This window comes from Aquimarina macrocephali JAMB N27, assembly GCF_000520995.1.
GTDB lineage: Bacteria > Bacteroidota > Bacteroidia > Flavobacteriales > Flavobacteriaceae > Aquimarina > Aquimarina macrocephali.
Genome location: NZ_JACA01000005.1, coordinates 239,889 through 254,326 on the forward strand (window position 1 = coordinate 239,889; position 14,438 = coordinate 254,326).

Annotated in this window: 13 protein-coding genes; 5 read left to right on the top strand and 8 right to left on the bottom strand. The window is 32.2% G+C overall.

Features of this window, described 5'->3' with window-relative positions; translation table 11 throughout:
* Window positions 1-184: 184 nt before the first annotated feature.
* The 3 genes from Z054_RS0106240 to Z054_RS0106250 all read right to left on the bottom strand — a co-directional run bounded on the left by Z054_RS0106240 (window position 185) and on the right by Z054_RS0106250 (window position 3,941).
* Window positions 185-2,806, bottom strand: a complete 2,622-nt coding sequence (locus Z054_RS0106240) for a TonB-dependent receptor (RefSeq protein WP_024769221.1) — start codon at window positions 2,804-2,806, stop codon at window positions 185-187.
* A gap of 244 nt (window positions 2,807-3,050) precedes the next feature.
* Window positions 3,051-3,218: a hypothetical protein gene (locus Z054_RS32090; RefSeq protein ID WP_167549783.1), complete on the bottom strand. Its 168-nt coding sequence runs from the start codon at window positions 3,216-3,218 to the stop codon at window positions 3,051-3,053.
* A 198-nt stretch (window positions 3,219-3,416) separates the two neighbouring features.
* Window positions 3,417-3,941: a hypothetical protein gene (locus tag Z054_RS0106250; RefSeq protein ID WP_024769222.1), complete on the bottom strand. Its 525-nt coding sequence runs from the start codon at window positions 3,939-3,941 to the stop codon at window positions 3,417-3,419.
* A 229-nt stretch (window positions 3,942-4,170) separates the two neighbouring features.
* On the opposite strand from Z054_RS0106250, the gene ychF reads away from it, so the two are divergent.
* From ychF to Z054_RS0106265, 3 genes are all read left to right on the top strand, one after another.
* Window positions 4,171-5,265: a redox-regulated ATPase YchF gene (gene ychF / locus Z054_RS0106255; RefSeq protein WP_024769223.1), complete on the top strand. Its 1,095-nt coding sequence runs from the start codon at window positions 4,171-4,173 to the stop codon at window positions 5,263-5,265.
* A 118-nt stretch (window positions 5,266-5,383) separates the two neighbouring features.
* On the top strand, window positions 5,384-6,274 hold the full coding sequence (locus Z054_RS27940) for a DMT family transporter (protein ID WP_035090758.1): 891 nt from the start codon (window positions 5,384-5,386) through the stop codon (window positions 6,272-6,274).
* Between the two features lie 166 nt (window positions 6,275-6,440).
* Window positions 6,441-7,943 (top strand): response regulator, encoded by a 1,503-nt coding sequence (locus tag Z054_RS0106265; protein ID WP_084050132.1) that lies wholly within the window; start codon window positions 6,441-6,443, stop codon window positions 7,941-7,943.
* A 4-nt stretch (window positions 7,944-7,947) separates the two neighbouring features.
* On the opposite strand, the gene Z054_RS0106270 is transcribed toward Z054_RS0106265, so the two are convergent.
* Entirely contained in the window at window positions 7,948-8,724 is a 777-nt protein-coding gene (locus Z054_RS0106270; protein ID WP_024769225.1) for an alpha/beta fold hydrolase, read from the bottom strand.
* Window positions 8,725-8,855: 131 nt separating this feature from the next.
* On the opposite strand from Z054_RS0106270, the gene Z054_RS0106275 reads away from it, so the two are divergent.
* Window positions 8,856-10,733 carry a M61 family metallopeptidase gene (locus Z054_RS0106275; RefSeq protein ID WP_024769226.1) on the top strand — a complete coding sequence of 626 codons (1,878 nt, stop codon included), beginning with the start codon at window positions 8,856-8,858 and terminating at the stop codon, window positions 10,731-10,733.
* Window positions 10,734-10,785: 52 nt separating this feature from the next.
* Here the strand turns inward: Z054_RS0106275 and ppk2 (Z054_RS0106280) are convergent, their stop codons facing one another.
* From ppk2 (Z054_RS0106280) to Z054_RS0106295, 4 genes are all read right to left on the bottom strand, one after another.
* On the bottom strand, window positions 10,786-11,589 hold the full coding sequence (gene ppk2 / locus Z054_RS0106280) for a polyphosphate kinase 2 (RefSeq protein ID WP_035090760.1): 804 nt from the start codon (window positions 11,587-11,589) through the stop codon (window positions 10,786-10,788).
* A gap of 3 nt (window positions 11,590-11,592) precedes the next feature.
* Complete coding sequence (ppk2, locus tag Z054_RS0106285; protein ID WP_024769228.1) at window positions 11,593-12,438, bottom strand: polyphosphate kinase 2; 846 nt, start codon at window positions 12,436-12,438, stop codon at window positions 11,593-11,595.
* Between the two features lie 127 nt (window positions 12,439-12,565).
* Window positions 12,566-13,009 (bottom strand): GNAT family N-acetyltransferase, encoded by a 444-nt coding sequence (locus Z054_RS0106290; RefSeq protein ID WP_024769229.1) that lies wholly within the window; start codon window positions 13,007-13,009, stop codon window positions 12,566-12,568.
* A 10-nt stretch (window positions 13,010-13,019) separates the two neighbouring features.
* Entirely contained in the window at window positions 13,020-13,412 is a 393-nt protein-coding gene (locus tag Z054_RS0106295) for a rhodanese-like domain-containing protein (RefSeq protein WP_035090762.1), read from the bottom strand.
* A gap of 133 nt (window positions 13,413-13,545) precedes the next feature.
* Here Z054_RS0106295 and Z054_RS0106300 point away from each other — a divergent pair, with 133 nt between their 5' ends.
* Entirely contained in the window at window positions 13,546-14,436 is an 891-nt protein-coding gene (locus tag Z054_RS0106300) for a LysR family transcriptional regulator (protein WP_024769231.1), read from the top strand.
* The last annotated feature ends 2 nt before the right edge of the window (window positions 14,437-14,438 follow it).

Below are 14,438 nucleotides of genomic sequence, written 5' to 3' on the forward strand. Positions count from 1 at the left end.
ATGATCGTTATGAAGAAGATAAAATTATAATGTATTTAGTAAAGTTTTTCTTTTTATGTTTAAAAGTGAAAAAATTATAAATAAGGAAATCAGAAATATCAATATTTCTTATTTCTGAATATTTAAAAAATAAAAAGACCGCCTAAATATTTAGGCGGTCTTCTAATATATGTTTTGGTGTTTTTTAGAAATTAAAATCTAATCTAGCATAGTAATAAGCTCCACCAAATCCCATTTGAACAGCATCCCAGTATCCACCAGCTTCTGTTTCACCATCATTTTGTTGATCGGGATATTCATTAAAAATATTGTTTCCTCCGATAGTAAACTTTAGGTTATCGGTTAGCTTGTATCCTACATTTAGGTCTGCAGTAATTTTAGCACCGTATACATCTTCTGCATCCGTGAAATCGATAAGAACAATCTCACTAAAATGTGTTAAACCAACCCCGGCATTAAATTTATTTTTGCTGTAATTGGCATTAAAAGAAAACTTACTTTCTGGAGCAGAAGCCAATAAAAATGCTTTTTCTCTTTCTCCAAAGAAGGTAGCTTGGTCTAAACCTCCATTGTTTATATCCTCAATAGTCATATTATTAATGTTTCCGGCTAGTGTTGCTGATATATTACCAAAATCAAAGTTTCCTTTCCAGGATAGTATTAAATCTAGCCCAATAGTTTCTGTATCTACACCATTGGCAAAGAATTGTGCTTCTGCCACATTTGGTATTTGAGGAGCAGCAAATGTTCCTGTTAATACAATTCTATCTTTAACATTAATATAATACCCATCTACTGTAGCTGTAAAACCACCAAAAGTGGCTGTTGCTCCTAAGGCTCCGTTTAATGCTGTTTCTTCGTCGAGTTGTTGAATCCCAAAAGAAGCAGTTACAGGACTATTATTAGCAGATAATAAGGTTTCTGTTGCGACTCCGCCCTGGAAATCAGTAAATCTAAGGTTGTAGTATATCTGAGCCAGAGAAGGAGCTCTAAAACCTGTACTTACAGATCCACGAATATTAACACCTTCTGTAGCTTTAATTCTAAAAGCTAATTTACCATTAGTAGTACTTCCAAAATCACTATATTCTTCAAACCTTCCTGCAACGCCTAATAAAAAACTATCAGAAATATCTAATTCTGCATCTGCATATATTGAAAGGTTAGATCTTGAACGATCTACTTCGTTTGCAGGACTATACCCGGGGAACCCTTGTGATCCACCAGGTCTCAATTCTCCAGAAAGTGGATCGGTAGGCTGTGTTTGACTTCCTGGATCTGTAATAGGTAAGCCATTAACATCATATGTTGCATAAGACCCTTCTTCGCCAGCAAAAATTTCGAAATTTTCAATTCTGTACTCTGTACCAAAAGCGATGTTTAATCCTTTAAGAATGTTTGGATAATATTTAGAAAGGTCAAGACTGGTTGTATTTTGACTTAGGCTGTGTCCACCAGCATCAAAATCTGTTGGTGAAGAGCCCTGTAACGAGGCATTTAAAGTTCCTTTTATGAAATAATGAAAATTATTTTTACCCCAGGTATTATTAATATCAATTTTCCAACCACCTTCAGTTTCGGTTCTAACACCAGCAGAAACAGAATTATCGATAATATTTGATGTTATCCTTGGTGTAAAACCGTTTGAATAAATAGAAGGTACAACACGTTCTCCATCATTACGAGTAAATGCAAAAGCATCGGTATCACGATAATTTCTACCTCCAAAAGCGTATATTTCAGTTTTTTTGGATATAGGAATTGCAGCATTAGCAAAGAAATTAAAACCATCTATAGCAGCCTCTCCAAAACCTCTCCTGAAATCAAAACCAGGGCGTAGTGTTTTGTTTTTGCTAATATATTCTGTAGTAAAGTTTGCGTAACCATCTTCTCCGATTTCTACTCCATAGTTAGCGGTTATTTTTACTGATCCTCCATCAAGGCTTTTATCATCAGCAATGATGTTTCCATCATTTTCGGTATCGAGTCGATTTCCATCGGTATTAGGAGTTCCCGCAGGAAAATCTCCTTTTGCATTCGCATTATAAGCACCATAACTGATACTTCCTGTTAATTTATTTACATTATCTTTTAGAACAATATTAATAACACCAGCAATAGCATCAGATCCATACTGTGCTGCAGCGCCATCTCTTAAAACTTCAATTCTTTTTATAGCAGATGCAGGAATAGCATTGAGATCTGTTCCAGAGTTCCCTCTTCCACGAGTTCCAAAAACATTAATCAAAGAAGAAGAATGCCTTCTTTTTCCGTTTATTAAAACCAAAGTTTGATCGGGTCCAAGACCACGTAAAGTTGCTGGGTCGATATGATCTGCACCATCTGATCCAGATTGTTTATTAGCATTAAAAGAAGGAGCGGCATACTGCAAGAGTTCATTAATTTCTATTTTACCACTTTTGGTAATAACGTCTTGCATATCGATAATGTCAATTGCTACAGGAGTATCGGTTGCAGTTCTTTTTGGACTTCTGGATCCAACCACAATAATAGTACTTAATGCTTCTCCTTCGAGGAGGGTGACATCAATTTTTTCTTGTGTTCCTACTTCTATTTCTTGTGTCTCAAAACCAATATAGCTATATACAAGAATAGCATTTGCATCTATGGCAATTGAGTAATTACCTTGACTGTCTGTTGTTGTACCTTTTGCAGATCCTTTTTCTATAATATTTACATAAGGTATTGGAGATCCTGAAGAGTCAGTAACTGTTCCTGTTACTACTTGTTGACTAAAACACCAACTGGTGAATAAGCAAAATAAAATGAGTGTGATTTTTTTCATAAAAAATGTTTATTAAGGTGATTGTGTCCTTAAATATATCTAAAAGGTTGGTATTTAGCATAAACTGTTAGGTGTTTTTTAATTAGATCCTTGATTTTATTGATGATTTCAGTTAAAAAGAAGAAATAGTAAAATTGCCTATAAAGCCCAAAAACATAGTCATTATTCATAAATTAAGGATGTAAAGATTTACTTTAATATTTTTACACCCTTAATTCTCGAAATATTCAGTTACTTTCATTAGTTATACACACGGAGAATTCCATGGTAATGCACATAGGGGGGCACTCCATTCACCACCACAGGCAAGACAATCTTGTTCATTTCTAGGCCATCCAGAACCCTTAATAATCTGAAGTTGTTTTCTGTTAAGTTTCTGAACTCCTTTAAAATTTAAAATGGTTTGTAACATGATTTTTGGTTTTAAGATTTATACTATGATTTTAAATAATTACTTAAATTTAGGTTTTTCAAATAAAGTGGAGTCTACTATTCATCATAAATTATTTGTAAATAGAGATTTATGCAGAAAAATCTATGTGATACATATCATAAAAAAAGCCGAGTCCTATAGACTCGGCTTTAACTATTAATTAGTATTAGTAAATATTTAGTTTGCTTGATATTTATAGACAATTGTAGTTACCTTGTCTATTTTAGAATCATACATTTCTAGAATAAAATTTTTATCTGTATCAAAATGCCCAAGACAATTATCATTACCTCCTGAGTTTACAATATAATACCCGTTCTTTAGTGGCCTTACTTTAGCGACTTTATCTCCGGATTTATTTAAAAAAGTTATTATAAAACCTTTCTCATCAGCAACTTTAGTGTAACCCACCATATCCGAAGTAGTTTCAAACTTTTGTACTACTACTTCATCATCTTCATAAATAGCGGATTGATTAATTTGATCTTCACCGTCAGGGCTAAACGTTATTTTGCTTTTTTTAGTAATAACTTCCTGTTTTTTAATAACTTTTTCTTCACCATTAGGTCCTTTGATACGAATCGTTTTAGTCACTGTTTCTTGTGAAGAATTTTGTTTATCTTTTTTTTCGTCAGATTGCGCGTGATTAACAGCAGTACAAATCATAAATAATGCTGTAATTAGAGTCTTTAAAGCTTTCATTTGTGTGTTTGTTAGGTATAAATTTACAAAAAAACAGAAATATGCTAAAATCTAAGTGCCAGTATCAAGAGAATAAATGTTTAGACTAGTAATTTTTACTGTAAACTATTTATTAAATAATCTTATGAATCTGTACTTGTTTACTATATATGAATAGCATTATCTTTGCACTCTTAAAAATTGGGAGTGAACTATAGAAAATATCCCAACCATTATTAATATACGTACCATGAAAGCAGGAATCGTAGGGTTGCCAAATGTTGGAAAATCAACATTGTTTAATTGTTTATCTAATGCAAAAGCACAGAGTGCTAATTTTCCTTTTTGTACCATAGAACCAAATATTGGTGTGGTGAATGTACCAGACCATAGGCTGGAAAAGCTAGAGGAATTAGTAGTGCCCGAACGGGTAATCCCCGCAACGGTCGAAATTGTGGATATTGCAGGTTTAGTAAAAGGAGCGAGTAAAGGAGAAGGATTAGGAAATCAGTTTTTAGGTAATATTAGAGAAACAGATGCTATAATACATGTATTGCGTTGTTTTGATAATGATAATATTGTTCATGTAGATGGATCGATAGACCCAATTAGAGATAAAGAAACGATTGATATCGAATTACAGCTTAAAGATCTGGAGAGCATAGAAAAAAAACTGGATAAAGTAAAAAGGGCTGCAAAAACTGGTAATAAAGAGGCCCAGAAAGAAGAAGCAATTTTACTAAAACTTAAAGAAGGATTAGAAGCTGGAGTATCGGTTAGAGCAATTGATGTTTCTGAAGACGATCATACGGCATATGTGAAACCATCTCAGTTTATAACAGATAAGCCTGTACTTTATGTTTGTAATGTTGATGAAGGATCTGCGGTAGACGGAAACGATTATGTGAAAAAGGTAAAAGAAACTGTAGCTTCAGAAAAAGCAGAAGTAATAGTGTTAGCTGTTGGTACTGAGGCTGATATTACTGAATTGGATGATTATGAAGAACGTCAATTATTTTTGCAGGATATGGGATTAGAAGAAGCAGGTGCATCAGTACTAATTCGCGCAGCATATAAATTGTTAAACCAGCAAACTTATTTTACAGCTGGTGTTAAGGAAGTAAGAGCATGGACAGTTAATGTGGGGGCTACTGCACCACAAGCAGCAGGAGTGATTCATACCGATTTTGAGAAAGGTTTTATACGAGCAGAAGTTATCAAATATGATGATTTTGTAAAATATGGCAGTGAATCCAAAGTAAGAGAAGCAGGAAAACTAGGAGTAGAAGGAAAGGCATATATCGTGAATGATGGAGATGTAATGCATTTCTTATTTAATGTATAAAAAATACTTTATTTATTTATAAAACCTTTCTGGGAATACCAGAAAGGTTTTTTGTTGGGTATCGTAATTAGAAAGTTTTTAGATTTTTCAAAAATAACGATACTACTATTTTTGAAAGATGCAAAATAGTAAGTTATCCTCGTACGGAATTGCACTGGCGATTATTGGTATCGTTTTATTCTCTGCAAAAGCAGTATTAGTCAAATTAGTATATAAATTTGAGATAAGCTCAGAACATCTATTACTGTTTAGAATGTTATTTTCTTTACCTATATACATTGTATTAGCCTTGTATAAAAAGCCTGTAGAAAAAGATAAAATTAGAAGAATAGATTACTTGTGGATTTTGTTTTTTGGGTTTGTTGGGTATTACTTGGCAAGTTATTTTGATTTCCTTGGATTGAAATACATTAAGGCAGGATTAGAACGAATAATTCTTTTTATTTATCCAACACTAGTTATTATTATTTCCCGGATTTTTTTGAAGAGCATAATTACAAAGCAACAACTGTTAGCTATTTTACTAACATATATAGGAGTGATTGTTACGTTTTGGGGAGAGCTTCAAATAGAAACTAGTCATATCGTTTTAGGAGGATCTTTGATTTTCTTGAGTGCATTAACCTATGCAATTTATCTCGTAGGGAGTGGGTGGTTAATTCCTAAGTTTGGAGTAGTAACTTTTACCTCATATGCTATGATAGTTTCATCTTTATGTATAATTATTCAATATTTGATTTTTGATAGACAAAATATAATGAACTACCCGTTAGAAGTATATCTTATTTGTATAATCATGGCTGTTTTTTCTACAATTATACCTTCTTATTTGGTATCTGCAGCTATTGCTAAACTTGGGGCATCTAATTTTTCGATTATAGCAAGTTTGGGTCCTGTATCTACTATCCTTTTGGCTTATTTCGTTTTGGGAGAAAATTTGTCAACAGTCCAGGTAATCGGAGCAGCAATAGTGATTTTCGGAGTATATGTAATCTCAAAGAAAAAATGAAACAAAGTAAAATCTATTCACCTATAAAAAGTTTCAATGTTATTTTTAAACGTTTTTTAATGTTTTTTCATTAATTTAACACTCTAATTAGTAAGTGTTTACTTACGTTGATGGGGATTACTTTCCAAAGAAAATATTGGAAACGTAAATTAGATTTGTAATATTTATGGGTAAAGGGGGTTTAAGAATAATAGTATTGTACTGTTTTGTATATATGGGTATTGTCGGTTACGGACAAATAAACTATAGTACTGATGGCAACAAAGTGTCATCACTAGAGAAATCAGGTAAAGAAAAATCGAAACCGTTAGAAGTTAAAAAGGTGACCTTTGATGAAGATAGTTATCAAAGAGATCTTGAATACAATGAGAAAGAAGCGTATTTGGCAGAAATAGCCAGAAAAGACACTATTATTAATGTGCTACTGGTTGGCCTTGTTCTGCTACTAATAGCTTTGTTTTTCTTTTATTGGAAATATAGAGTAAGAAAAAAAAGTAGTGATGTCTTAAAAGAAAAAAATAAACAACTCATTGAAGCAAAGGCGGAAGCAGAAAAACTCACCAATACAAAATCTCAATTTATTTCTACTGTAAGTCATGAACTAAGAACTCCTCTTTATGGTGTGGTAGGAATTACGACATTATTATTAGAAGAAAAAGATATTTTACCAAAGCATAAAAAATTGCTTAATTCATTAAAGTTTTCTGGAGACTACCTTTTGGATTTAATAAATAAGGTATTGAAAATAAGCAAGATTGAGTCTAATAATGAAAAACTTACAAAGACTCCTACAAATCTACTTAAGCTTTCTCAGAACTTATTATATTCTTTTGAGTATCAGGCAAAAAACAAAAACAATGAACTTGTTTTAGAAATACCAAATGAATTACCCGATGTATTAGATGTTGATTCTCTTAAGATATCCGAAGTTCTAATTAATCTGATCGGAAATTCATCAAAGTTTACCGAAAATGGAAAGATATGGCTTAGAATAAAAATCCTCTCTTTAGAGAATGAAATGATTACAATTAGATATGAAGTAGAAGATAATGGTGTAGGAATCCCAGAGGATAAAAAAGAGTTTGTATTCGAGAAGTTTTCTCAGGTTGGTAGAGAGTTTAATAAATCTGAAGGAACGGGATTAGGTTTATCTATTGTTAAAAACCTTTTAGAAATGATGGATAGCGAAATTTATCTGGATAGTAAAGAAGGTAGGGGGACCAAGTTTCATTTTGATTTACAATTAGAAATCATAGACGAAAAGGAAGAGAAAGAAATAGATTTGAATAGTAGTAGTATGAATACTATTTATAGACGAATATTAGTCGCAGAGGACAACAAAATAAATCAAATCGTTACCAAAAACCTTTTAAATATAATTGGATATGACTGTACTATTGTAGAGAATGGCTTTAATGCACTGCAAATGGTTAAAAAAGAGGATTTTGATCTTATTCTGATGGATCTAAATATGCCCTATCTTAATGGGACAGAAGCCACCAGACGTATACGAGAATTTAATCAGATCACACCTATTATTGCTCTTACGGCTTCCGAGTTAAGTGAAGTGCAAGAAGAATGTATGGAAATAGGAATGAATGATATTATTAATAAACCATTAAATAAGAATGATCTTAAAAATATTATAACAAAGCATTTGCTGCCCTAATTTATTAATGAGAAGGAAATATCTCATTAATAAATGAAATGACATTCTTAATCACAATTTCTGAATTCTCTTTGTGTGGCGTATGCCCAATATCTGGAATTAGTAAAGCTTTGGAGTGCCCCGATGTGTTTTTTACAATAGAGTTTACTTGATCCAGTGTTCCATATTCATCTTTTTCACCCTGAATTATTAGTGAAGGACATTCAATCTTAGATAAATATTCTTCAATATTCCAGGATTGATAAGTTTCAGAAAGCCATGTCTCTGCCCATAATCTAAAAACTGCATCCGTCTTATCTCCGTGGTATTTATATAATTTCTCTTTAAGAGAAGTATTTTGGTACGCAAGGACTGCTGCTTTAATACCATTAATGGTTTCTTGTTCTACAAATACATGGGCTCCTTCGGTAATAATACCAATAACTTTTTCTGGAAACAAAGCTGCAGTTAATAAAGCAATACTTCCGCCATCACTATGACCAAATAGTATAACGTTTTTTAATTCTAGATTCTGTATTATTTTTGCTAGAATATAAGCTTCTTCTTTTAAGTAATCATTATTTCTTTTCGAAGTAATAAAAGGAGCAGATTTACCATAGCCTTGGCGATCATAAGAAATAATATTACACCCTGTTTTTAATGCTATTTGTTTGGGAAAATCTTTCCATAATTCAACACATCCTAAAGAATCATGTAAGAAAATAATGGTTGCCTTTCCTGGTACTAGTAACTCAGGGCTTTTAGAGAATTGTAATCGCTGTTTATCAATTATTAAATCCAAAATAGTGGTTTTGTTATAAAAAGTGCTAAAAATAAGCTAAAGTCTATGCAAATTGTATAATTTGCGCCATTAAAGTTGAAACACTAGACATTTTTTTAAGTCTAGCTATAGTAAATAGTTAATCCAATACAATGAAAAAAACATTAGCCAAGATTTCCATTGGTGTATTATTAATTGGTTGTGGAACCAGTAACCTTACAAATGATATAGCAACAAATGTACCTATAGCAACAGCTATAGATTTAACTCAAGTAAAAGACGATAAAGTTCCGGTTACTATAAATCCAGGACGCTTTATTCAGGATACCGTAAAATATCGTATTCCCAAAGTGGTTCAAGGTACTTATGCTGTAAGTGATTTTGGGAAATTTGTAGATGATTTTAAGGCTTTTGATTATCAGGGAAATGAAATTAAAACAGAAAAAAAAGATACCAATACATGGTTGATTCCGAATGCCAAGCAGCTTGATAGAATTAGTTACCTGGTAAATGATACCTATGATATAGAGAACACAGACATCGGTACGCCTTTCTCTCCTTCTGGAACTAATATAGAACCAGAAAATTATGTATTGAACCTTCACGGATTTATTGGATATTTTGATGTACTGAAAAATAACCAGTATGCATTAGAGGTAAAAGCTCCATCTGAAATGAAGAGAACTTCTGCGTTACAAAAAGTAGGGTCAGAAGTTAGTGATGATAAGGTAATTACCGTAGATAAATATTTGGCAACACGGTATTTCGAAATTACAGACAATCCAATGATGTATGGAGATCTTGATGTCGAAGAATTTATGGTAGGAGATATCAAAATTGTGTTAAGTATATATTCACCAAATAAAGTACATACAGCAGCTAAGATAAAAGAAACTGTATTTAAAATGATGAAAGGGCAAAAGGCATATCTTGGAGATATCAATAGTACTCCTCGTTATGATATATATTTATATTTAGCACCTAGCACTGAAAATGCCCCTGCGGGATTTGGAGCACTAGAGCATCATACGTCTACCGTAGTAGTATTACCAGAACAAATGCCCGATGAAGCGTTGGCATCTGCAATGATTGATGTCGTTTCTCATGAGTTTTTCCATATTGTAACCCCTCTTAGTGTTCATTCTGAAGATGTACATTATTTCGATTATAACAAGCCCACTTTTTCAAAACATTTATGGATGTATGAAGGAGTAACCGAATATTTTGCGACCTTATTTCAGGTTAACCAAGGATTGGTAGAAGAGCAGGAGTTTTATGATAAAATCATGGGTAAAATTCAGAGTGCAAGTGGATTTGATGATACAATGAGTTTTACGGTAATGAGTGAAAATATATTGGATCAACCTTATGCAGCTAACTATGTTAATGTATATGAAAAAGGAGCATTAATAGGTATGTGTATTGATATTCTGATGCGTGAAGAAAGTAATGGGAATCGAGGAATCCTATCTTTGATGAAAGAGTTATCTCTTAAATATGGTAAAAACAAACCTTTTAACGATGATAAAATTATAGAAGAGATTACGGCAATGACTTATCCGGCTATTGGTGAATTTTTGAAAACTCATGTTGTAGGAAAAACTCCTATTAACTATGAAGAATTCTTTAAAAAAGTAGGGTTATCAGTAGAATCAGAAAGAGTAGAAACAAATTATATCCAAAATTCTGGAGTTTTAATTGTAGCTGGAAATCAGGAAAAAGGAACTATCTTTTTTACAGATTTAGTTTCTGATAATAGCTTCTGGGCAGAAAATGGAGCGAAACCAAACGATGATATTGTAGAAGTAAATGGTACTAAATTGACATTGCAGAATGCTAATAACATACTAGGTGCGACTTTTCAATGGCAAGAAGGAGATGATATTGAAGTTAAACTTAACAGAGCAGGAGAGGAAGTTGTTATTAAAACTAAAGTAACTAAATCTTTTACCAAAGGGAAAAAACTTAAAGTAATTGATAATTCTACAAAAGAGCAATCAGAGCTTAGAAAAACTTGGTTAAAAGGATAGGGTTTACAAAACAAAACTAAAAAAGGCCCTTGTACAAGGGCCTTTTTTAGTTTTAAATAATATCTTCTTCATAAGGAATCGTATTCAAGACATATTGTATTGCTTTAATCCGTGCTTCAGTTTTGCGATCGGCTTCAATAATAACCCAGGGAGAAAGCTCGGTATTTGTTTTTTCAAACATTTTAACCTTATACTTTGTATATTCATCCCAGAGTGCTTGAGCCTTTTCATCTACAGGGGTCATTTTCCATTTTTTTAAAGGACTTGATTTGATATCTTTAAAACGAGTAGCTTGTTCTTCTTTGGTGATTGAAAAATAAAATTTAATAAGATAAGTATCCGATTCTAGTATCATTCTTTCAAAATCATTTACCTGTCCCATAAATGTAGTATACTGGTTTTCTGTACAAAACCCATTAACAGGTTCCACAACCGCCCGATTATACCAACTACGATCAAAAAGAACCATTTCCCCCGGTGTAGGCAGTTGATTAACATAACGTTGAAAATACCATTGTCCTTCTTCTTCACTTGTAGGTTTTGGCAATGCTACAATGCGAAAATGCCTAGGGTTTATATGAGAAGTAATACGGCGTATTGCTCCGCCTTTTCCTGCGGCATCACGACCTTCAAAAATGATTACTATTTTCTTCTCATTTTTTATGGTCCAGTTTTGTAACTTGATAAGTTCGGCCTGGAGTTCTTTTAATTGTATCTCATATTTAACCATCCTCAATACCTTTTCAACATCAGTCTTTTTATCCATAAACAGATATTTTAAACCAATAGGAGAGTTTAGAATTTCCAGATCTTCTTTAGAAAGATTAATATTTTTTGTTTTTTGAGTTGCCGTCATAAATCAAATATCTATTTGTTCAATATATCTATAGTATCTTAGGATCACATTAGGATCAGGAAGTAATGTGGTTTTTGCTTTCGATTTACCCGTATAGTCAAATCTTGATAATACATACCTCATACTTTCTAAACGAGCAGTTTTCTTACTATTGGTTTTTACAATAACCCAGGGGCTAAATGTAGTATGAGTTTTTGAGAACATTTGTTCCTTGTATTTAGTGTATTTGTTCCATAGCTGTTGCCCTTTCATGTCTACGGGACTAAATTTCCATATTTTTAGAGGATTCTGTAGTCTTGCATCAAAGCGTTTTTTTTGCTCTTCTTTTGATATAGAGAACCAAAATTTGATTACTATAACTCCATCTTCATATAGCATATGTTCAAATTCTGGAACCTGAACCATAAAATTTTTATATTGCTTATTGGTACAAAACCCCATAACAGGTTCTACAACGGCACGGTTATACCAGCTACGATCAAAAAAAACAATTTCTCCTGGATTAGGTAATTCTTTAATGTATCTTCTAAAATACCATTGCCCTTTTTCGACCTCGGTAGGTTTTGATAATGCAACAATACGCATAGAACGAGGATTAAGGTGCTCTGTAAATCGCTTTATAGACCCTCCTTTTCCTGCAGCATCTCTCCCCTCAAAAATTATTGCAACACGTAACTTCTTTTTTGCTATCCATTGCTGAAGATTTACCAGTTCTCCTTGTAGAAAACGAAGCTCTTCTTCATATCGAAGTTTCTGTAATATTTTTTTAATGTCGATGTTTTTTTGATCAGCAATATTGATCAAATGTTTCCGTTTTTTGACTTGATTTAGTTCTTCAAGTGTAAACATAAAATTTGTAATTTGTTATTCTAAATAAGTAGACATTAAAGGTAAAAAGAAAATGAATTTTATGGATCTTTAACGGCAATTTTTTTGCATAAAATAACCAGAAGAATACATTTAGATTATTTTTTTTCTATACTTTCCAGAAGAACCTTTCTTTGGCTTTTGATTTTGAGCCTATTTTTTTATAAAATGTAATGGCATCGATATTAAAATCTGGAGTTTGCCATTGAATAATACTACAATTTTGTGATACAGCATATTCTCTTACAATAGCCATTATTTTTACGCCAATTCCTTTTCCTCGTGTTTCTTCTTTAAGATACAAACAATCAAGATAGATATAAAAATCAGCATCCCAGGTCGAGAATTGTTTCATAAAAGTTGCATAACCCAAAAGCTCATTATTTTGCTCTACAACAACACATTTTAGAACACTCTCTGATCCTAAAATATAGTGTAAAAGTGATGTTACTTTCTCTTTAGAATTAAACTTTGCTTTTTCATATATTGCGTGAGCTTCACATAGTAAAACAATTTGTTTAATATCTTCTTCTTTTGCAAATCTAATAGTCATGATTTTATTTTTAACAGGCACATTGAATTAAGGAACCTTCAGTAGGTTTGGTTCCCTGGGTAGCATATCCATCAAATTTCCACCATTCAATACCACCCATTAATTCTTTTACTTTGAATCCAAGCCTGGTCATATATAATGCTCCCTTGGTCGAAGCATTACAACCGATACCATCACAATAACAAATATAAGTTTTTGTTTTGTCAAGATGGGCTGTGTTTTCTACTGTCATCTCTTGATGAGGTAAGTTAATAGCAGTCGGGATATGTTCCTTTTCATACCCAAAAGATTTTCTTGCATCAACTACTACAATGTTTTCTTCTTTTTCAAGAGCATCAAATAAGTCAGATGGATCCATTTCATAAGCTAATTTGTTTTCGTAAAATTTAATTTGATTTTCCATAATTCTTCGTTTTTATTTTGTCAAATGTAACATCAATTTAGAGCCTGTTTCTAATAGATTAGATGAATGATTTGATGTTGTAACTGAAATATTTTCATATTCGTTACAATAGTATTATTGTAGCTTTGCAGGTATGGATGTTAAGTATTTTAGATTAATAAAAACTATTACTGAAGAAGGTAATATCGCTAACTCATCAGAACGATTATTTTTAACTCAATCGGCATTAAGTCATCAATTAAAAGAATTAGAAGGAAGGTTAGGCTTTAAAGTATTTCATAGAACAAGAAATAAATGGAAACTAACTGAAGAAGGTTTGGAACTATATAAGATGGCTAATGAAGTACTGGAAACTATAGAGCAAGGATTTAATAGTATTCAACAAATAAAAAATGGATCCAAAGGAAGTATTAAAGTAAGTACAGAGTGTTATTCTTTTTATCAGGGATTACCTGGGTTCATTCAAAAAATGGGAATGCTATACCCTCAAATTGATGTTGATCTTATTCTTGAAGCCACGCATCAACCGATTTCAAAACTATTATCAAATGAGATTGATATCGCCTTGGTTACTTCAGAACCAGCAAATGATCAATTGTCTAGTATTGCATTGTTTGAGGATGAAACCTATGCTATTATGCACAAAGAGCATAGATATAGCGAAGTAGAATATTTAAGTGCCGATAATTTTGAGGATATTCATTTGATTATTCATTCTTTTCCATTAGAAACAGTATCAGTTTATGAGCAATTCTTAAAACCCAATAAAATAACACCTATAAAAATTTCTGCTATCCCCCTTACCGAAGTTTCTTTAGAAATGGTGAACGCAAATATGGGAGTTATATGTATGCCGAAATGGGCAATAAAATCACTAAAAATACCTAAAGATTTGATTTTTAAAAGCATTGGAAAGTATGGTGTGAAAAGAACTCATTATCTGGTTATTAGAAAAGAAGACATTAATAAAAAATATATTAACGATTTTGTTTCAAGCTTTGAAGAGAGTTTTTTGAGTATATGATT